The following is an 18,731-nucleotide window of genomic DNA, read 5'->3' on the forward strand; positions in this document are numbered from 1 at the left end:
GAGCGAGTCAGACAGTCCCGGATGCTTCGACTTTTTCTTATGCAGCGCTCAGGCCTTGGGGCACTCGACCGCATTTTCACCCGTTTGGTTCCGCTGTTTGCGGCGCTCCTGCTGAACGGTTGCAGCAATGTCGCCTACTATGGGCAGCTGGCCCAGGGCCACTGGCAGTTGCTGCGGGCGCGGCAGCCTGTAGAGCAGGTATTGGCCGACCCTGCTACCCCTGCACCCTTGCGCGCGCACCTGCAACAGGCCGAACAGGCGCGGGTGTTTGCCAGCCAGCAATTGAAACTGCCAGACAACCGCAGCTACCGGGTGTATGCCGACCTTGGCCGCCCCTACGTGGTGTGGAATGTGTTCGCCACGCCCGAGTTGTCGTTGCAACCGGTAACGCACTGCTTTCCGATTGCCGGGTGCGTGGCGTACCGCGGCTACTACCAGCAAGGCGCGGCGCGAGGCGCGGCGGCGTTGATGCGTCAGGACGGGCTGGATGTGTACGTGGGCGGCGTGGAAGCTTATTCGACCCTGGGTTGGTTCGATGACCCGATTTTGTCGTCGATGGTGGGCTGGGGCGATGAGCGCCTGGCTACGTTGATCTTTCATGAACTGGCCCACCAGCGCTTCTATGTGCAGGACGATACCGAGTTCAATGAATCGTTTGCCTCGTTCGTCGAGCAGGAAGGCACGCGGCAATGGCGGGCGGCGCGTGGGCTGGCGGCGGTTGGCGCAGGGCAGAGGCAGCAGCAGCGTGACCAGTTCATCCGCCTGGTGCTGGCCTGTCGTGAGCGGTTGCAGGCCATTTATGCCGGGCCTTTGGATGATGCGCACAAGCGCCGGGCCAAGCAGGCCGAGTTTGAGCGTTTGAGGCGTGAATACCGGCAGGTGCGTGATGGCCAGTGGGGTGGTGACAAGCGCTATGACGCGTGGATGTATGGGCCGATGAATAATGCCAAGTTGTTGCCGTTCGGGCTCTATGACCAGTGGGTGCCGGCGTTTGCGGCGCTGTTTCGTGAGGTGGGTGGGGATTGGGTTCGGTTTTACGCGCGGGTCGAGCATTTGGGGCGGTTGCCGATTGAAGAAAGGAAAGCGGCGTTGCAGCGTCTGATGGTTAGCCTTTGAGATTTTGGGGCCGCTTTGCGGCCCATCGCGACACAAGGCCCCCACAAAGGCCCTGCGTACGCCGATCGAGGTGGGAGGGCCGGTTGCAAAGCAGCCCTGCTGGCGCTCAAGCCTTGATAAAAGCCTGATGCAAATCGGCTACCGTGGCGAAGTGGAAAGCGGGTTCTTCTGCCATCAGCTCTTCCCGGCTCCCAAACCCGTACCCCACCGCGACGGCCTGCAGCCCGTTGCTGCGCGCGCCGATCAGGTCATGCTTGCGGTCCCCGATCATCAGGGTTTGCGCCGGGTCCAGCCCTTCTTCATCCAGCAAATGGCGAATCAGCTCGACCTTGTTGGTGCGCGTGCCGTCCAGTTCACTGCCGTAGATCACCTTGAAGTGATGATCGAACGCAAAGTGCCGAGCGATTTCGCGGGCGAACTCCCATGGTTTGGAGGTGGCAATGTACAGCGTGCGGCCCTGCCCGTTCAGGGCCTCAAGCAACTCCGGCACACCTTCGAACACGAGGTTTTCGTAAAGACCGGTCACGCGGAAGCGCTCGCGGTAGAAGTTCACCGCATCCCAGGCCTTGGCTTCGTCGAAGCTGTAGAACTGCATGAAAGCCTGCAGCAGGGGTGGGCCGATGAAGTGTTCGAGGCGGGCCAGGTCCGGTTCGTCGATGCCCAGCTTGGCCAGGGCGTACTGGATCGAGCGAGTGATGCCCAGGCGTGGGTCGGTCAGGGTGCCGTCGAGGTCGAAGAGGATGTTTTGCTGGTGCATGTACAGGGTTCCACTTGAGTGCTGCGTGGCCTTCTTCGCGGGCATGCCCGCTCCCACAGGTAAAGCGCAGGCCTTGAAGGGGCCACTCAACCTGCGGGGGCGGGCATGCCCGCGAATGCGGTCATTCAGGTTGATCGTAGCCTTCGGCCAGGTGCTGGTCCTTGAGCTTCACGTAGTTGCCGGCGCTGTAGGAGAAAAATGCGCGCTCCTTGTCGTTCAGCAGCCGGGCCTGTTTCACCGGACTGCCCATGTACAGGTAGCCACTGACCAGGCGTTTGCCCGGCGGCACCAGGCTGCCAGCGCCAATGATTACTTCGTCCTCGACGATGGCACCATCCATGATGGTGCTGCCCATACCCACCAGGATACGGTTGCCCAGGGTGCAGCCATGCAGCATCACCTTGTGCCCGATGGTCACTTCGTCGCCGATGATCAGCGGGAAACCGTCCGGGTTGAAAGGCCCGGCGTGGGTAATGTGCAGCACGCTGCCGTCCTGCACGCTGGTGCGCGCGCCAATGCGGATGCGGTGCATGTCGCCGCGCACCACGGTCAACGGCCAGACCGAACTGTCTTCACCGATCTCCACGTCGCCCAGCACCACCGCCGAACGGTCGACGAAGGCCCTGGGCCCAACTTTCGGAGTGTGTTGCTGGAAGCTGCGAATGGCCATGATAGCGTCTCTCATCTGTGCCGATAGGCAGGCTGCCTGCTGCGGTCGGCGTCGATTGTAATTAAGATGGGGCAGTGTTTCTTCTGCCAAGGTATCCAAACCGTGACTGCGAACAACCCGCTTCTGCAATCCCACGATCTGCCGCCCTTCTCGCAAATTCGTGCCGAACACGTGTTGCCGGCGATCGAAGCGATCCTGGCCGACAACCGTAAAGCCATTGCCGAGATCCTCGAAAAGCAGGGCAAGAACCCTACATGGGCCGGCCTGGTGCTGGCCATGGACGAACTGAACGACCGCCTGGGCGCCGCCTGGAGCCCGGTCAGCCACCTCAATGCGGTGTGCAACAGTGCCGAGTTGCGTGAGGCCTACGAGTCGTGCCTGCCGGCGTTGAGCGCCTACTCTACCGAACTGGGCCAGAACCGCGCGCTGTTCGAAGCCTACCAGGCGCTGATCGACAGCCCTGAGGCTGCCGGTTTCGACGTGGCGCAAAAGACTATCCTCGAGCACGCCTTGCGTGACTTCCGCCTGTCGGGTATCGACCTGCCGGCGGACAAGCAGCAGCGTTACGCCGAAGTGCAGAGCAAGCTCAGCGAGCTGGGCAGCCGTTTCTCCAATCAGCTGCTGGACGCCACCCAGGCCTGGACCAAGCATGTTACCGACGAAGCTGCGCTGGCCGGCCTGACCGATTCGGCCAAGGCGCAGATGGCCGCTGCAGCCCAGGCCAAGGGCCTGGACGGCTGGTTGATCACCCTTGAATTCCCCAGCTACTACGCGGTGATGACCTACGCCAGCGACCGCGCCCTGCGCGAAGAGCTATACGCCGCCTACTGCACCCGCGCCTCCGACCAGGGCCCGAATGCCGGCCAGTTCGACAATGGCCCGGTGATGCGCGAAATCCTCGACCTGCGCCAGGAGCTGGCCGAACTGCTGGGCTACAAGAACTACGCCGAGCTGAGCCTGGCCACCAAGATGGCTGAGTCCAGCGACCAGGTGCTGAGCTTCCTGCGTGACTTGGCCAAGCGTTCCAAGCCGTTCGCCGCCCAGGATCTGCAACAGCTCAAGGCCTACGCTGCCGAACAAGGCTGCCCCGAGCTGGCCAGCTGGGATGCCGGCTACTTTGGCGAGAAGCTGCGCGAGCAGCGCTACAGTGTGTCGCAGGAAGCCCTGCGCGCCTACTTCCCGATCGACAAGGTGCTGGGCGGCCTGTTCAGCATCGTGCAGCGCCTGTACGGCATCGAAATCGCCGAGCTCAAAGGTTTCGACAGCTGGCACCCGGACGTACGCCTGTTCGAGATCAAGGAAAACGGTCAGCACGTTGGCCGTTTCTTCTTCGACCTGTACGCCCGCGCCAACAAGCGTGGCGGCGCCTGGATGGACGGCGCCCGTGACCGTCGCCGCACCGCCGGCGGCCAGCTGCAAAGCCCGGTGGCCAACCTGGTGTGCAACTTCACCCCGGCCGCGCCCCGCAAGCCCGCGCTGCTGACCCACGATGAAGTCACCACCCTGTTCCACGAATTCGGTCACGGCCTGCACCACATGCTGACCCGCATTGAGCATGCCGGCGTGTCCGGCATCAACGGCGTGGCCTGGGATGCGGTCGAGCTGCCCAGCCAGTTCATGGAAAACTGGTGCTGGGAGCCGGAAGGCCTGGCACTGATTTCTGGTCACTACGAAACCGGCGCCGCCCTGCCCCAGGACCTGCTGGACAAGATGCTGGCCGCAAAAAACTTCCAGTCGGGCATGATGATGGTGCGCCAGTTGGAGTTCTCGCTGTTCGATTTCGAGCTGCACGCCAGCCATGGCGACGGCCGCAGCGTATTGCAGGTGCTCGAAGGTGTGCGTGACGAGGTGTCGGTCATGCGCCCGCCGGCTTACAACCGCTTCCCCAACAGCTTTGCGCACATTTTCGCGGGCGGTTACGCGGCGGGCTACTACAGCTACAAGTGGGCCGAAGTGCTGTCGGCTGACGCCTTCTCGCGCTTCGAGGAAGAAGGCGTGCTGAACGCCGAGACCGGCCGCGCCTTCCGCGAGGCGATCCTGGCCCGTGGTGGTTCGCGCGAGCCGATGGAGCTGTTCGTCGACTTCCGTGGCCGTGAGCCTTCCATCGATGCATTGCTGCGCCACAGTGGTCTCACCGAGGACGCTGCAGCATGAGTGAGGTAGCTGTGAACAAGACCAAGAAGCGCTTCATTGCCGGTGCCGTGTGCCCGGCGTGCAGCGAGCCCGACAAGCTGATGATGTGGAACGAAGACGGCGTACCGCACCGCGAGTGTGTGGCCTGCGGCTTTACCGACACCCTCAACGAGCAGGGCTTGTCGGTGCCGAAGGAACTGGGCACGCGGGTCAACCACCTGGCGCCGAAAGCCGCGCCGGCCAAGGTGCAGACCGTGCAGTTCTTCCCAAATCCGAAGCTGAAAAAGCCGGCTGAGTAATACGGTCATGCCGCCCGGGTGCAATGCCCGGGCTGGCATGGACAGGTACCCTGGGATTTCGAGTACCTGCGGTGTGCATCGTGCAGCGACTTTCCTGCCGAAGCGCTGCGCGATTACTTCCCGCTGAATTCTGTTGTCAGTGCGTTGCAGCAATTGGCGCAGACGTTGTTTGGTGCAGTGCTGCAGCCCTAAGCGCTGTCTGTCTGGGATGGGCGGCAATCGAGCCAGGCAGCGTATGTGCGCTGGCATGGCCTGAAGTAGTCAGACCAGAGGTGCTGGTAAGATCCCGGTGTGCACGATACTGTATATTAATACAGTATTCAGGTGAGCCATGATTCCTCCAGTACCGCAAAAGGGCCGTGGCACGGCGCACAATCCACACAACCGCTTTGCCCCTGGTCATTCGGTGGCGGAAGATGATGGCTGGTACCAGGAAGTGCCGCAAACCCAGGGTACCGAGGTGCGGATCGAGACAGCCAAGTCGGTGATCAGCCGCAACACTTCACCCGACCTCCCTTTCGATCGTTCCATCAACCCTTACCGTGGCTGCGAGCATGGCTGCATCTACTGCTATGCCCGCCCCTCACACGCCTACTGGGACCTTTCTCCCGGCCTGGATTTCGAGACCAAACTGATTGCCAAGACCAACGCCGCCGAGGTGCTGGCACAGCAATTGAGCAAACCGGGCTACGTGTGCGCGCCGATCAATCTGGGCTCCAACACCGACCCGTACCAGCCGATCGAGCGCGAACAGTTACTGACCCGGCGCTTGCTCGAAGTGTTACTGCGTTTTCGTCACCCGGTGACCATTGTCACCAAGGGTTCACTGGTGCTGCGCGACCTCGACCTGCTGGCCGAGATGGCCCGCCAGCGCCTGGCACGGGTGATGATCAGCCTGACCACGCTGGACGACGGCCTCAAACGGGTGCTCGAACCCCGAGCAGCCTCACCCGGTGCGAGGTTGAGGGCCATCCGGGTATTGCGTGAAGCGGGCGTACCGGTGGGTGTTTTGTGTTCGCCGATGATTCCGATGATCAACGACAGTGAACTGGAACGCCTGCTGGAGGCGGCCAAGGAGGCTGGCGCACAGAGTGCGGCCTACATGATGCTGCGCCTGCCGCTGGAAGTGGCGCCGCTGTTCGAGCAGTGGCTACAGGACCATTACCCGCAGCGGGCGGCGCATGTGTTGAGCCTGATCCGCCAGAGCCGCGGTGGCGAGCTGTATGACAGCCGGTTCGGCGTGCGCATGCGTGGTGAAGGAGTATTTGCCGAGTTGCTGGCGCAGCGCTTTGCCAAGGCAATGAAACGGCTGGATTTCGAAGGGCGCGAGGCGCAGGAGCTGGATTGCTCGGCGTTTTGCCCACCGGGTGGGCAGATGGCGCTGTTCTGACATGAACCCCACCCCCCACAGGGGGCTGCGCATTGCTCACAACGCAACTAATAACAACCAATAATTGCGCTAATACATATTGGCAACTGATGTTTTTTTGCTATTATCCAGTTCCCGCCTTTTTCATCTGGAACGCCCGTTCTAGAGCCTTCGAATTAAGTTTCAGTTAAGTTTTCCCCGCTAGCGTAGGTAACAAGTCCACACCGACTGTGATCTATGGCCCGTGCGTGTCATCTAAAACCCTGCATAGCCTGAATCTTTCACCGGTAAAATGGATTTACCTACACACCGTCAAGAGGATGAATCATGCCCGTCAAGGACCCATCCAAGGTCGTACCGCAGGTCCCCGCGGAAAGCGCCGATGCTGCCCTCAAGCACATCGTCGACGGCTTCCTGCGCTTTCACCATGATGTTTTCCCTGATCAGCAAGAGCTGTTCAAGAAGCTCGCCACCGCGCAAACCCCACGCGCCATGTTCATCACCTGTGCCGACTCGCGCATCGTTCCCGAGCTGATCACCCAGAGCTCGCCAGGCGACCTGTTCGTGACCCGTAACGTGGGTAACGTGGTACCGCCTTATGGCCAGATGAACGGGGGCGTTTCCAGCGCCATCGAGTACGCCGTAATGGCGCTTAAAGTGCACCACATCATCATCTGTGGCCACTCCGACTGTGGCGCCATGCGTGCGGTACTGAACCCGCAGTCGCTGACCAAGATGCCTACTGTTGGCGCCTGGTTGCGCCACGCTGAAGTGGCCCGCACCGTGGTCGAGAACAACTGCTCCTGCGGCAGCGAACACGAGACGATGCAAGTGCTGACCAAAGAGAACGTCATCGCCCAGCTGCATCACTTGCGCACCCATCCTTCGGTGGCCTCGCGCCTGGCAGCCGGTGAGCTGTTCATTCATGGTTGGGTGTACGACATCGAGACCAGCAAGATCGAAGCCTACGACGCCGCCAGCGACAGCTTCCTGCCCTTGGCCGCGGGTGAACCCGTTCCCTGCGCCACTCCGAGAGGCCGCTACTAAGCGACCCGTCCGCCGCTAGAACCTTGATAGCCGGCTGCACCCTTCAGGGGTGTGGCGCGGCCTTCGGCTGCCTTGAATTCCCTGACTGCCCTGCCGGCGTGCTCGCTGGCGGCCCGCGCCTGCGCGCTTGTCAGGGGCAAACGTGCCCACGGCCAGGGGAATGGCCGTGCGACTAGAGAAAGGAGAAACACGGTGAACATTACACAGTTGAAAGCGGCCCTGCCGCGTGAGTTGCTGGCGTCGGTGGTGGTCTTCCTGGTGGCCTTGCCGTTGTGCATGGGCATTGCGATCGCTTCTGGCATGCCGCCGGCAAAAGGCCTGATTACTGGGATTATCGGCGGCATTGTCGTCGGTTTCCTTGCTGGATCGCCGCTACAGGTCAGCGGCCCTGCTGCCGGTCTGGCGGTACTGGTGTTCGAGCTGGTACGCCAGCACGGCATGGCCATGCTCGGGCCAATCCTGTTGCTGGCCGGTCTGTTGCAGTTGCTGGCCGGTCGCTTGCGCCTGGGCTGCTGGTTCCGCGTGACCGCGCCGGCGGTGGTTTACGGCATGCTCGCCGGGATTGGCGTGTTGATCGTGCTTTCGCAGGTGCATGTGATGTTCGACACCGCGCCGCAACCGTCGGGCCTGCAGAACCTGCTGGAGTTCCCGGCAACTTTGTCGGCAGCCCTGCCTCAGGAGAGCACCGGCGCCGGCTGGATGGCCGGTGCGCTGGGCCTGGGGACCATCGCCATCATGTGGGGCTGGGAGCGCTTGCGGCCGCAGCGGCTGCGTTTCGTGCCGGGAGCATTACTCGGCGTGGCCAGCATGACCGCTATCAGCATGTGGCTGGCCTTGCCGGTGAACCGCGTGCAGGTACCGGCCGACCTGTCCGAGGCCATCGACTGGCTTCGTCCGGAGGACCTGTTGCAACTGGCCGACCCTACCCTGCTGGTCGCCGCCTTTGCCCTGGCGTTCATTGCCAGCGCCGAAACCTTGCTGTCGGCCGCAGCAGTAGACCGCATGCACAGCGGCCAGCGTTCGGACTTCGACCGCGAACTGTCGGCCCAGGGCATCGGCAACATGCTGTGCGGGGTGCTGGGTGCCCTGCCGATGACCGGGGTAATCGTGCGCAGCTCGGCCAACGTCCAGGCGGGGGCGCAAACCCGGGCGTCGGCAATCTTCCATGGCTTGTGGTTGCTGGCCTTCGTGGTGGCGCTGAGCAGCGTGCTGCAGCAGATCCCGGTGGCGAGTTTGGCGGGGGTGTTGGTGTTTACCGGGGTCAAACTGGTCGACTTCAAGGCGTTCCGCGGGCTGGGCCGTTATGGGCGCATGCCGATGTTTACCTACGCGGCGACTGCGCTGGCGATTATCTTTACCGACCTGCTGACCGGTGTACTGCTGGGCTTTGCCCTGACCTTGCTGAAGCTGGCGTTCAAGGCGGCGCGGCTGAAGATCAACCTGGTGAGCCTGGCCAAGGATGGGCACATGGAACTTCGCCTCAGTGGCGCGGCGACCTTCCTGAAGGTGCCGGCGCTGACCCAGGTGCTGGATACCGTACCGGCGGGCACCACGCTGCATGTGCCGCTGGGGAACCTGAGTTATATCGACCACTCGTGCCTTGAGTTGCTGGAGGACTGGAGCCGCAGTAATTCTGCCAATGGTTCGCGCTTGTTGATCGAGCAGCGGCGCCTGAAGCGTCGGATCGAGGGGCGGTTGCGGACGACGGCGGGGGTTGGGGCGTAGGAGCGGGTTTACCCGCGAATACGGTAGCGGCGGCAACGGTGATCGGCGGGTGGAGATTGGCCAGCAGGGCCGGCCCTTTCGCGGGTGAACCCGCTCCTACGACGGCCTGCGCCGAACCACCGATGCACCTAGGCCTTGACAGGTATATCAGGCCGGCTGACCCAGCTCGACACCCAGTTGGCGCGACAGGCACGGCCAGCGCTTCCACGCCGCGCCAGTTGCCGGGCTGCTCAGCTTCTCTCGATAAGCCTCCACCGATTCAACGGCAAAGCTCTCATCATTAAGCATTTCGTCGACCGAGTGGTGCACCACCTCATCCAGCTGGTTGGCAAAGCTTTCGCCAATCAACTGGTGGGCAATCAGGTTGGCGACCGTGGTGTCGACCGGGATCAACGGCTGCTGGAAGTGGCGGATGTACAAGTCATTCACCTCTTCCACCAGGCGGTGCGCCAGGTAGGCTTCATCCAGAAGGCAGTCCAGGCCTACATGCCCTTGCATCACGCTGGGCGGCTGCAGGAAGTAGGCTTCGGCAATTTTCAGTACAGGTTTGATCTGCGATTCGATCCCGGCTTCGCGGGCGACCTCGTGGGCGGCCTCCAGCAATTCCGGAACCTGATCGATGTAGGCGCTGACGAAGCGCGCCAAAGTACCCTGGGCGTCCTGCTCAGGCAGTTGGATCGAGGGGTGCAGGTGGGGCAGTTGCAGCTCGAGACGCTGTTTCAATTGGCCGGTCTGGCCTTCATGTTGATGGGCTTGGCTTACCTGCTCGCGTACAGCAGCGATGTTCATGACAACTCCAGGGACATTACGTTTCAAACGGAAGACACTAAATTAGCTCGGTATACAGAATACCTAAGACGTATTTGTTATAAGCCTCGCAAACGTGTGCGCTATCAGGCATATCGACGTGCCATTATTACGCCATGCCCTGTCAAGCACGCGGTTTTCCGGCCATTCGGTCATTTCATGAAGTTCATTTCACAGGCTTCATTGCGTGCCATTGGTCGCTGTCTATACTCCCGTTGAACGTGATTCGTTGATGAGGCCCGACTGCTTTTAGCAGGGGCTCGGTCGTCGAAGCCATGCAGTCTTGACCGCCGTTCCCTCTTGCCGCAGGCCATGCCTCCGGGACAACAAGAATTAGAAGGGGAACCCGCAATGATGCGACATCCACATGTCTGGATGGGCCTCCTGTTGTGGTCGGTTTTTGGTCAGGCCAACGCCGCCTGGACCGTGAACATGCACCCAGGGGCGACGGAAGTCTCCAACGCCGTCTTCGACCTGCACATGACCATCTTCTGGATCTGCGTGATCATTGGCATCGTGGTGTTTGGCGCGATGTTCTGGTCGATGGTCATCCACCGCCGCTCCACTGGCCAGCAGGCCGCGCATTTCCACGAGCACACGTGGGTGGAAATTCTCTGGACGGTGGTGCCCTTCCTGATTCTGGTGGTGATGGCCATTCCGGCTACCAAGACCCTGATCGACATCTATGACGCCAGCGAGTCGGACATCGACGTCCAGGTCACCGGCTACCAGTGGAAATGGCACTACAAATACCTGGGCCAGGACGTGGAGTTCTTCAGCAACCTGGCCACCCCCACCGACCAGATCCACAACAAGGCGCCAAAGGATGAGCACTACCTGCTGGAAGTCGACCAGCCGCTGGTGCTGCCGGTGGGCGCGAAAGTGCGCTTCCTGGTCACTGCTGCCGATGTGATCCACTCCTGGTGGGTGCCGGCCTTCGCGGTCAAACGCGACGCCATCCCAGGCTTTGTCAACGAAGCCTGGACCCGGATCGAAAAGCCAGGCATCTACCGCGGCCAGTGCACCGAGCTGTGCGGCAAGGACCACGGCTTCATGCCGGTGGTGGTCGAGGTCAAGTCCAAGGCGGATTACGACACCTGGCTTGGCGAGCGCAAGGCTGAAGCCGCCAAGCTCAAGGAGCTGACCAGCAAGGAATGGACCCTGGAAGAGCTGGTGGAGCGCGGCGACAAGGTCTACCACACCACCTGCGTGGCCTGTCACCAGGCCGAAGGCCAGGGCCTGCCGCCAATGTTCCCGGCGCTCAAAGGCTCGAAGATTGCCACCGGGCCGAAGGAAGGCCACCTGAGCATTGTCTTCCATGGCAAGCCCGGCACGGCCATGGCCGCTTTCGGCAAGCAGCTGTCGGAAGTCGACATCGCTGCTGTAGTCACCTACGAGCGCAATGCCTGGGGCAACAACAAAGGCGACATGGTGACGCCGAAGGACGTGCTGGCGCTGAAGCAGGCAGAAGCCAAGTGAACCGGGTTACTCGCGGCAATCAATGGATTGCAGGAGACAGGACATGAGTGCAGTGATCGACGACCACGCCCACGGCCACGACCATGCGCACGGCCCGGCCAAGGGCCTGATGCGCTGGGTGCTGACCACCAACCATAAAGACATCGGCACGATGTACCTGTGGTTCAGTTTCATCATGTTCCTGCTCGGTGGCTCGTTTGCCATGGTGATCCGCGCTGAGCTGTTCCAGCCGGGTTTGCAGATCGTGGAGCCGGCGTTCTTCAACCAGATGACCACCATGCATGGCCTGATCATGGTGTTTGGCGCGGTGATGCCGGCCTTCGTCGGCCTGGCCAACTGGATGATTCCGCTGATGATCGGCGCGCCCGACATGGCACTGCCACGGATGAACAACTTCAGCTTCTGGCTGCTGCCGGCGGCCTTCCTGCTGCTGGTATCGACGCTGTTCAGCCCGGGCGGAGGGCCAAACTTTGGCTGGACCTTCTACGCTCCGCTTTCCACCACCTATGCGCCAGCCAGCGTCACCTTCTTCATCTTCGCCATCCACCTGATGGGTATCAGCTCGATCATGGGGGCGATCAACGTGATTGCCACCATCCTCAACCTGCGTGCCCCCGGCATGACGCTGATGAAAATGCCGCTGTTCGTCTGGACCTGGCTGATCACCGCGTTCCTGCTGATTGCGGTGATGCCAGTACTGGCCGGCGTGGTAACCATGATGCTGATGGATATCCACTTCGGTACCAGCTTTTTCAGTGCCGCAGGTGGCGGTGACCCGGTGCTGTTCCAGCATGTGTTCTGGTTCTTCGGCCACCCTGAGGTTTACATCATGATCCTGCCCGCCTTCGGTGCGGTCAGCTCGATCATCCCGGCGTTCTCGCGCAAGCCGCTGTTCGGTTATACCTCGATGGTGTATGCCACCGGCGCCATTGCCTTCCTGTCATTCATCGTCTGGGCCCACCATATGTTTGTGGTCGGTATCCCGGTGGTCGGCGAGTTGTTCTTCATGTACGCCACCATGCTGATTGCCGTGCCCACCGGGGTGAAGGTATTCAACTGGGTCAGCACCATGTGGGAAGGTTCGCTCACCTTCGAAACGCCGATGCTGTTCGCCATCGCCTTTGTCATCCTGTTCACCATCGGGGGTTTCTCCGGGTTGATGCTGGCGATCGCCCCGGCAGACTTCCAGTACCACGACACTTACTTCGTGGTGGCGCATTTCCACTACGTACTGGTGCCTGGTGCAATTTTCGGCATCTTTGCCTCGGCCTACTACTGGCTGCCGAAATGGACCGGCCACATGTACGACGAAACCCTCGGCAAACTGCACTTCTGGCTGTCGTTCGTCGGCATGAACATGGCCTTCTTCCCCATGCACTTCGTAGGCTTGGCCGGCATGCCACGGCGCATCCCCGACTACAACCTGCAGTTCGCCGATTTCAACATGGTGTCGTCGATCGGCGCGTTCATGTTCGGCGCCACGCAGATCTTCTTCCTGTTCATTGTCATCAAGTGCATCCGCGGTGGCGCGCCGGCACCGGCCAAACCCTGGGATGGCGCCGAGGGCCTTGAGTGGTCGATACCCTCGCCTGCGCCCTACCACACCTTCCAGACACCCCCGGAAGTGAAATAGGAACCCGCCATGAACGGCCTGTCGGTGAAACGCCTGGTAACGCGCCTGTTGATGCTGACGGTGGTGATGTTCGCCTTCGGCTTCGCGCTGGTGCCGATCTACGACGTCATGTGCAAAGCCTTCGGTATCAACGGCAAGACCGGCGGCCAATACGAAGGTAGCCAGGTCAGTGACCCGACGCGTGCTGTGCGGGTGCAGTTCATGTCGACCAATGCCAGCGACATGGTCTGGGACTTCTACTCCACTGCCGACCAGCTGGAGGTCAACCCGGGGGCGGTGAACCAGATGATCTTCATTGCCCACAACCCGACCGACCGGCCGATGAGTGCGCAGGCAATACCCAGCATTACCCCGGCCGAGGCCGCGGCCTACTTCCACAAGACCGAGTGCTTCTGCTTTACCCAGCAGGTGCTGCAGCCCGGCGAACGCATCGAGATGCCGGTGCGCTTCATCGTCGACCGCGACCTGCCGGCCAGCGTGAAGCACCTGACACTGGCCTACACCTTGTTCGACATCACCGCTCGCCACCCGCCGGTCGCGCACGTTGCGGCGCAGGACGTCCAGGGCGCCCGTTAAGGGAAGGAGAACAGCAATGGCAAGTCATGAGCACTACTATGTTCCGGCGCAGAGCAAATGGCCGATCATCGCCACCATCGGCATGTTCATCACGGTATTCGGCCTGGGCACCTGGTTCAACGACATGAAGGCGGGCCACCCGGATTCCCACGGGCCGCTGATTTTCTTCGTGGGTGCGTTGTTTCTGGCCTACATGCTGTTCGGCTGGTTTGGGGCAGTGGTCAAGGAGAGCCGCGCCGGGTTGTACAGCCCGCAACTGGACCGCTCGTTCCGCTGGGGCATGAGCTGGTTCATCTTCTCCGAAGTGATGTTCTTCCTGGCCTTCTTCGGTGCGCTGTTCTATGTGCGCGTACTGGCGGGGCCGTGGCTGGGTGGCGAAGGGGCCAAAGGTGTTACGCACATGCTGTGGCCAACCTTCGAATTCACCTGGCCGCTGCTGCACACCCCCGACCCCAAGCTGTTCCCTCCCCCCAAGGAGGTGATCGACCCGTGGCACCTGCCGCTGATCAACACCATCCTGCTGGTCAGTTCCAGTGTGACAATCACCATTGCCCACCACGCCTTGCGCCGTGACCACCGCGGCCCGCTGAAATTCTGGATGGCGCTGACCATTGTCCTGGGCATCAGTTTTATCGCGCTGCAGGCCTTCGAGTACTACGAGGCCTATACCAAGCTGGGGCTGACACTGGGCTCAGGAATCTACGGTGCGACGTTTTTCATGCTGACCGGCTTCCACGGTGCCCACGTGACATTGGGCACGATCATTCTGATTGTGATGTTCGTGCGCATTCTGCGCGGGCATTTCAACCCGGAAAAACACTTCGGCTTCGAGGCAGCCAGTTGGTACTGGCACTTCGTCGATGTGGTGTGGGTGGGGTTGTTCATCTTTGTTTATGTGTTGTGAATACAAAAACCTGTAGGGGCGGGTGAGCGCTTCAGAAAGGGGCGTGGGAGACCAGTTGACCGCTGATCAAGCCCCAGGCGACCAGGCCTATTGTCAAGGCCGCCAGAGTCACCCGTACGGTCAGGGCCTTGAGCAGGCGGGTCGAGTTTTCATCATCCTTGACCAGAAACACCAGGCCACTGAACAGGCTGGCAATCGTGGCCAACAGCATCAGGACAATCGCGGCCTTGAGCATGGCGTCACTCCGGGGGGATGCGGTGATGTGGATAAGTATAGCGAGGCGCTCGTGAGGCCGTTTCGCCCAGGCTGGGTACCGACGCTGGCGGTGCTTGCACTGCTGCCGGGACTGATTACGCTTGGTTGCTGGCAACTCGGCCGTGCCGAGGAAAAGCGCGTGCTGCTGGCCACCTATGCAGAACGGCGGATTGAAGCGCCGATAGCCACCGCCCAGCTCTTCTCGAAAGAAGACAACGCCTTCCGCCGCGTGCACCTGTATGGCCGCTTCGACGCCGAGCACAGCGTGCTGCTGGACAACCGCATGCGCGACGGCAAAGCCGGTGTCGAGCTGCTGCAGCCCTTCCACGACCAAGCCAGCGGCCTGTGGTTGCTGATCAATCGTGGCTGGCTGCCATGGCTGGACCGCCGGGTGCCGGTGCACTTCGAAACCCCTGCCCAGGCCTTGGCGCTGGATGCCTCTGTGTATGTCGCGCCCGGTAGCACCTTCCAACTGCACCCGGACCCCATCGGCGGGCAATGGCCGCATCTGTTGACCGCTATCGATGCCGCGCAGCTATGGCAACAGCTTGATCGCGAAGGCTTCGCCCAGGAATTGCGCCTGGAGCCGGGCCCTGCGAGCTATCGCCTGGACTGGCCGGTTGTCGCCATGAGCCCCGAAAAACACGTCGGCTATGCCGTGCAGTGGTTTGCCCTGGCTACCGCTCTGGTTCTGCTCTACCTCTACTTCGGCTGGCATCAAAACAAGGAGAAACGCCATGGCCACCGCCACGCCACTGGACGCGCCTGAACGTAGCAAACCCAGAGCCCGTGGGCGTTTGCAGCTTTTGCTGATCCTGCTGGTGGTGCTTGGGCCAATGGTTCTGGCCACCAGCATGTACAAGCTTAAATTCTGGGTACCGGAAGGCCGCAGCTACCATGGCGCCATGATTGGCAATGGGGAAAGCCGTGCCGATCTCGGCGTGGCGGAGCAGGACGATCGCTGGCAGTTGCTGGTCAGCGCACCCCAGGCCTGCACCGAAGACTGTCAGCGCCTGGTGTACCTGGCTCGGCAGATTCAGGTCGGGCTGGGGCGTGATGCCAGCCGCGCCAGCCATGCGCTGGCCGCCGCCCAGCCGCTGAGTGCCGACTATCAGGCACTGCTCGGCCGCGAGTACCCGCAGTTGCAGCGCTACCCGCTGGATGCGCAACGCTACCAGCAGAAGGTTGCCGAGCCCGGCCCGCAGCTGTGGATCGTCGACCCGCACGGCAACCTGGTGCTGCGCTACGACGGCAAGGTCAACGGCAAGCATGTGCTGGATGACCTGCGCCACCTGCTCAAGCTGTCCAATATCGGCTAGGAGCCTGCCATGGCCAGACCTGGATTTCGCCTTGCTGTGTTCGCCACCCTGCTGGCACTGCTGGTCGTCCTGCTCGGTGCCTATACCCGCCTGACCCACGCCGGCCTCGGTTGCCCCGACTGGCCCGGGTGTTATGGCTTTATCAGCGTGCCCAAGACTGACGTGCAGTTGGCCCATGCCGAGCTGCACTTTCCTGAGCACCCGGTGGAAGCTGCCAAGGGCTGGGCCGAGATGGTCCACCGCTACTTTGCCGGTAGCCTGGCCGTGGTGATCGCCCTGCTCGCTTTCCAGGCAATGCGCCGGCATGCACGCGATGGGCAGCCTTATCGCCTGCCGATGCTGCTACTGGGTGTGGTGCTGGCCCAGGCAGCCTTCGGTATGTGGACGGTCACCCTGAAACTATGGCCGCAGGTGGTCACGGCGCACTTGCTGGGTGGCTTTACCACGTTGAGCTTGCTGTTCCTGTTGTCTCTGCGTCTGTCCCGGGCCTTTGCGCCCTTGCCGAAACTGCCGCTGAGCCTGCGCCGGATCGCTGCGCTGGCGCTGCTGGTGGTAATCGGCCAGATCGCCCTGGGCGGTTGGGTCAGCGCCAACTACGCCGCCGTGGCCTGCATCGACCTGCCGACCTGCCATGGCCAGTGGTGGCCAGCTGCGGACTTCAGCAACGGCTTCCACCTGACCCAGCACGTCGGCCCCAATTACCTTGGCGGGCAGTTGGACAGTGATGCGCGTACGGCCATCCACATCAGCCACAGGCTGGGCGCGCTGCTGGTGACCTGCGTGCTGCTGATGCTCAGCTGGAAGCTGCACCGCTGTGGTCTCCCCGGCCTGTCGCGGCTGGTGCTGCTGGCGCTGGCCTTGCAAGTGGGCCTGGGCATCAGCAACGTGGTGTTCCACCTGCCGCTGGCGGTGGCTGTTGCGCACAATGCCGGCGGGGCGATGCTGCTGCTGAGCATGGTGCTGGTGAACTACCGCATTCGAGTGGTCGACAAGGTTCGAGTGGGTGTCGGCCATGGCTGGCGTCTGCGGCCGGTGGTCGGGGTGGGTATCTCCCATCATATGAGGAACGACTCGTGGCGACGCTTCTAAGCGTACGACGGGCCCGCTGGCGCGATTACCTTGAGCTGACCAAGCCCAAGGTGGTGGTGCTGATGCTGATCACCTCGCTGGCGGGCATGTTCCTGGCCACCCGGGCGGGCGTCAGCTGGAGCGTGCTGTTGTTCGGCAACCTGGGCATCGGCCTGTGTGCGGGTGGTGCGGCAGTGGTCAATCATGTGGTGGATCGGCGCATTGATGCGCTGATGGCACGCACCCACAAACGGCCTTTGGCCCAAGGCCGAGTCGAGCCCCTGCCGGCGCTGTTGTTCGCCTTGGCCCTGGCGCTGCTGGGCATGGTCCTGCTGCTGGTGTTCACCAACGCCCTCACCGCCTGGCTGACCCTGGCCTCATTACTCGGTTATGCGGTGCTCTACACCGGCTTTCTCAAGCGCGCCACGCCACAGAACATCGTCATCGGTGGCCTGGCCGGTGCCGCTCCGCCGTTGCTCGGCTGGGTGGCGGTAAGCGGCCATGTCAGCGCCGAACCCTTGCTGCTTGTGTTGATCATTTTCGCCTGGACCCCGCCGCATTTCTGGGCGCTGGCCATCCACCGCAAGGAGGAATACGCCAAGGCCGATATCCCGATGTTGCCGGTGACCCACGGCGAGCGCTACACCAAACTGCATATCCTGCTGTACACCCTGATCCTGCTGGCAGTGAGCCTGCTCCCGTATGCCATCCACATGAGTGGCCCGCTGTACCTGGTCTGTGCCCTAGCCTTGGGCCTGCGCTTCCTGCAATGGGCTTGGGTGTTGTACCGTAGCAGCCGGCCGCACGCGGCGATCGGCACCTTCAAGTACTCTATCGGCTACCTGTTCGCGCTGTTCATTGCGTTGCTTCTTGACCACTACCTGTTGCTGAACCTATGACCCGAACCCAGAAAACCGTCTTCATCCTCGTTGCCCTGGTCGCGTTGATCCTGGGCCTGACCGTCAACAAGGTGCTTAATGGTCGTGACCAGCCCAACCCTGCCGAGCTGATCGATGCGGGCATCATCCTGCTGCCGCAGAGCCGCGCCGTGGCCGATGTCACCATGACCAACCAGGACGGCCAGCCGGTGCAGATGGATGACCTCAAGGGCAAATGGTCGCTGCTGTTCTTTGGCTACACCTACTGCCCGGACATCTGCCCGACCACCCTGGCCCAGCTGCGTCAGGTGAAGAGCGAGCTGCCCAAGGATGCCGTCGACCTGCTGCAGGTGGTGTTGGTGAGCGTGGACCCTAACCGCGATACGCCGAACCAGCTGAAGCAGTATCTGGGCTATTTCGACAAGGACTTTGTCGGCGTGGCGGGGTCGATCGAGGATACCCAGAAGCTGGCCAATGCCTTGAGCATTCCGTTCATTCCGGCGGATACCAGCAAGCCGGGGTATACCGTGGATCACAGCGGTAACCTGGCGATTGTCGGCCCGGATGGGAGACAGCGTGGGTTCATTCGGGCGCCGTTCAACAACCAGAAGCTGGGGGCGCAGTTGCCGGGGCTGGTCAAGCGGGATTGAGTCAGCCCCAAAAGCTACGCGGGTAAACCCGCTCCTACAACGATGT

Annotated in this window: 19 protein-coding genes; 15 read left to right on the forward strand and 4 right to left on the reverse strand. The window is 61.9% G+C overall.

Annotated elements, in window-relative coordinates:
* Positions 1-39 precede the first annotated feature (39 nt).
* Positions 40-1,116, forward strand: a complete 1,077-nt coding sequence (locus LU682_RS00250) for an aminopeptidase (protein ID WP_060489466.1) — start codon at positions 40-42, stop codon at positions 1,114-1,116.
* A 106-nt stretch (positions 1,117-1,222) separates the two neighbouring features.
* Here the strand turns inward: LU682_RS00250 and LU682_RS00255 are convergent, their stop codons facing one another.
* Both LU682_RS00255 and LU682_RS00260 read right to left on the reverse strand, forming a co-directional pair.
* Entirely contained in the window at positions 1,223-1,873 is a 651-nt protein-coding gene (locus LU682_RS00255) for an HAD family hydrolase (protein ID WP_010951498.1), read from the reverse strand.
* A gap of 121 nt (positions 1,874-1,994) precedes the next feature.
* Positions 1,995-2,543 (reverse strand): gamma carbonic anhydrase family protein, encoded by a 549-nt coding sequence (locus tag LU682_RS00260; protein WP_004575263.1) that lies wholly within the window; start codon positions 2,541-2,543, stop codon positions 1,995-1,997.
* Between the two features lie 66 nt (positions 2,544-2,609).
* Between LU682_RS00260 and prlC the strand changes: the two genes are divergently transcribed.
* The 5 genes from prlC to LU682_RS00285 all read left to right on the forward strand — a co-directional run bounded on the left by prlC (position 2,610) and on the right by LU682_RS00285 (position 9,116).
* Complete coding sequence (gene prlC, locus LU682_RS00265) at positions 2,610-4,697, forward strand: oligopeptidase A (protein ID WP_049588422.1); 2,088 nt, start codon at positions 2,610-2,612, stop codon at positions 4,695-4,697.
* The gene (locus LU682_RS00270; protein WP_010951500.1) at positions 4,694-4,975 is read left to right on the forward strand and encodes a YheV family putative zinc ribbon protein; all 282 of its coding nucleotides are present in this window, start codon (positions 4,694-4,696) and stop codon (positions 4,973-4,975) included. The genes prlC and LU682_RS00270 overlap by 4 nt, the downstream gene beginning before the upstream one ends.
* A 331-nt stretch (positions 4,976-5,306) precedes the next feature.
* Positions 5,307-6,365, forward strand: a complete 1,059-nt coding sequence (locus LU682_RS00275) for a PA0069 family radical SAM protein (protein WP_010951502.1) — start codon at positions 5,307-5,309, stop codon at positions 6,363-6,365.
* A 306-nt stretch (positions 6,366-6,671) separates the two neighbouring features.
* A complete protein-coding gene (locus LU682_RS00280) occupies positions 6,672-7,391 on the forward strand; it encodes a carbonic anhydrase (RefSeq protein WP_003253046.1) in 720 nt (239 codons plus the stop codon).
* A 192-nt stretch (positions 7,392-7,583) separates the two neighbouring features.
* Positions 7,584-9,116 carry a SulP family inorganic anion transporter gene (locus LU682_RS00285; protein ID WP_020191557.1) on the forward strand — a complete coding sequence of 511 codons (1,533 nt, stop codon included), beginning with the start codon at positions 7,584-7,586 and terminating at the stop codon, positions 9,114-9,116.
* A 147-nt stretch (positions 9,117-9,263) separates the two neighbouring features.
* Here the strand turns inward: LU682_RS00285 and LU682_RS00290 are convergent, their stop codons facing one another.
* The gene (locus tag LU682_RS00290) at positions 9,264-9,905 is read right to left on the reverse strand and encodes a hypothetical protein (RefSeq protein WP_014861534.1); all 642 of its coding nucleotides are present in this window, start codon (positions 9,903-9,905) and stop codon (positions 9,264-9,266) included.
* Between the two features lie 369 nt (positions 9,906-10,274).
* On the opposite strand from LU682_RS00290, the gene coxB reads away from it, so the two are divergent.
* The 4 genes from coxB to LU682_RS00310 are packed head-to-tail and all read left to right on the forward strand — an operon-like array spanning position 10,275 to position 14,515.
* Positions 10,275-11,402 carry a cytochrome c oxidase subunit II gene (gene coxB, locus LU682_RS00295; RefSeq protein WP_010951505.1) on the forward strand — a complete coding sequence of 376 codons (1,128 nt, stop codon included), beginning with the start codon at positions 10,275-10,277 and terminating at the stop codon, positions 11,400-11,402.
* Between the two features lie 43 nt (positions 11,403-11,445).
* The gene (ctaD, locus tag LU682_RS00300) at positions 11,446-13,035 is read left to right on the forward strand and encodes a cytochrome c oxidase subunit I (protein WP_010951506.1); all 1,590 of its coding nucleotides are present in this window, start codon (positions 11,446-11,448) and stop codon (positions 13,033-13,035) included.
* 9 nt (positions 13,036-13,044) lie between these two features.
* Complete coding sequence (locus tag LU682_RS00305; RefSeq protein WP_003253035.1) at positions 13,045-13,611, forward strand: cytochrome c oxidase assembly protein; 567 nt, start codon at positions 13,045-13,047, stop codon at positions 13,609-13,611.
* Positions 13,612-13,627: 16 nt separating this feature from the next.
* Entirely contained in the window at positions 13,628-14,515 is an 888-nt protein-coding gene (locus LU682_RS00310; RefSeq protein WP_010951507.1) for a cytochrome c oxidase subunit 3, read from the forward strand.
* A gap of 31 nt (positions 14,516-14,546) precedes the next feature.
* Here the strand turns inward: LU682_RS00310 and LU682_RS00315 are convergent, their stop codons facing one another.
* Positions 14,547-14,750, reverse strand: a complete 204-nt coding sequence (locus tag LU682_RS00315) for a twin transmembrane helix small protein (protein ID WP_003253030.1) — start codon at positions 14,748-14,750, stop codon at positions 14,547-14,549.
* Between the two features lie 51 nt (positions 14,751-14,801).
* On the opposite strand from LU682_RS00315, the gene LU682_RS00320 reads away from it, so the two are divergent.
* From LU682_RS00320 to LU682_RS00340, 5 genes are read left to right on the forward strand one after another with little or no spacing between them, the layout of a single operon-like run.
* Positions 14,802-15,539: an SURF1 family protein gene (locus tag LU682_RS00320; RefSeq protein WP_049588418.1), complete on the forward strand. Its 738-nt coding sequence runs from the start codon at positions 14,802-14,804 to the stop codon at positions 15,537-15,539.
* The gene (locus LU682_RS00325) at positions 15,508-16,089 is read left to right on the forward strand and encodes a PA_0111/PP_0108 family redox-active disulfide protein (RefSeq protein WP_010951509.1); all 582 of its coding nucleotides are present in this window, start codon (positions 15,508-15,510) and stop codon (positions 16,087-16,089) included. Before LU682_RS00320 ends, LU682_RS00325 begins: the two co-directional genes overlap by 32 nt.
* Before the next feature lie 9 nt (positions 16,090-16,098).
* Positions 16,099-17,178 carry a COX15/CtaA family protein gene (locus LU682_RS00330; protein ID WP_010951510.1) on the forward strand — a complete coding sequence of 360 codons (1,080 nt, stop codon included), beginning with the start codon at positions 16,099-16,101 and terminating at the stop codon, positions 17,176-17,178.
* Entirely contained in the window at positions 17,163-18,056 is an 894-nt protein-coding gene (cyoE, locus tag LU682_RS00335; RefSeq protein ID WP_010951511.1) for a heme o synthase, read from the forward strand. Before LU682_RS00330 ends, cyoE begins: the two co-directional genes overlap by 16 nt.
* Positions 18,053-18,685: an SCO family protein gene (locus LU682_RS00340; RefSeq protein WP_060489468.1), complete on the forward strand. Its 633-nt coding sequence runs from the start codon at positions 18,053-18,055 to the stop codon at positions 18,683-18,685. The genes cyoE and LU682_RS00340 overlap by 4 nt, the downstream gene beginning before the upstream one ends.
* The last annotated feature ends 46 nt before the right edge of the window (positions 18,686-18,731 follow it).

The organism is Pseudomonas alloputida, assembly GCF_021283545.2.
Lineage (GTDB): Bacteria > Pseudomonadota > Gammaproteobacteria > Pseudomonadales > Pseudomonadaceae > Aquipseudomonas > Aquipseudomonas alloputida.

What these genes read in the sequence shown, in the direction of transcription:
- LU682_RS00305 (WP_003253035.1), top strand. Translation starts at nt 13,045, where the DNA reads ATGAACGGCCTGTCGGTGAAACGCCTGGTAACGCGCCTGTTGATGCTG.
- LU682_RS00275 (WP_010951502.1), top strand. Translation starts at nt 5,307, where the DNA reads ATGATTCCTCCAGTACCGCAAAAGGGCCGTGGCACGGCGCACAATCCA.
- LU682_RS00315 (WP_003253030.1), bottom strand. Translation starts at nt 14,750, where the DNA reads ATGCTCAAGGCCGCGATTGTCCTGATGCTGTTGGCCACGATTGCCAGC.
- LU682_RS00325 (WP_010951509.1), top strand. Translation starts at nt 15,508, where the DNA reads ATGGCCACCGCCACGCCACTGGACGCGCCTGAACGTAGCAAACCCAGA.
- LU682_RS00255 (WP_010951498.1), bottom strand. Translation starts at nt 1,873, where the DNA reads ATGCACCAGCAAAACATCCTCTTCGACCTCGACGGCACCCTGACCGAC.
- LU682_RS00250 (WP_060489466.1), top strand. Translation starts at nt 40, where the DNA reads ATGCAGCGCTCAGGCCTTGGGGCACTCGACCGCATTTTCACCCGTTTG.
- coxB (WP_010951505.1), top strand. Translation starts at nt 10,275, where the DNA reads ATGATGCGACATCCACATGTCTGGATGGGCCTCCTGTTGTGGTCGGTT.
- LU682_RS00340 (WP_060489468.1), top strand. Translation starts at nt 18,053, where the DNA reads ATGACCCGAACCCAGAAAACCGTCTTCATCCTCGTTGCCCTGGTCGCG.
- ctaD (WP_010951506.1), top strand. Translation starts at nt 11,446, where the DNA reads ATGAGTGCAGTGATCGACGACCACGCCCACGGCCACGACCATGCGCAC.
- LU682_RS00330 (WP_010951510.1), top strand. Translation starts at nt 16,099, where the DNA reads ATGGCCAGACCTGGATTTCGCCTTGCTGTGTTCGCCACCCTGCTGGCA.
- prlC (WP_049588422.1), top strand. Translation starts at nt 2,610, where the DNA reads ATGGGGCAGTGTTTCTTCTGCCAAGGTATCCAAACCGTGACTGCGAAC.
- LU682_RS00280 (WP_003253046.1), top strand. Translation starts at nt 6,672, where the DNA reads ATGCCCGTCAAGGACCCATCCAAGGTCGTACCGCAGGTCCCCGCGGAA.
- LU682_RS00270 (WP_010951500.1), top strand. Translation starts at nt 4,694, where the DNA reads ATGAGTGAGGTAGCTGTGAACAAGACCAAGAAGCGCTTCATTGCCGGT.
- LU682_RS00290 (WP_014861534.1), bottom strand. Translation starts at nt 9,905, where the DNA reads ATGAACATCGCTGCTGTACGCGAGCAGGTAAGCCAAGCCCATCAACAT.
- LU682_RS00260 (WP_004575263.1), bottom strand. Translation starts at nt 2,543, where the DNA reads ATGGCCATTCGCAGCTTCCAGCAACACACTCCGAAAGTTGGGCCCAGG.
- LU682_RS00310 (WP_010951507.1), top strand. Translation starts at nt 13,628, where the DNA reads ATGGCAAGTCATGAGCACTACTATGTTCCGGCGCAGAGCAAATGGCCG.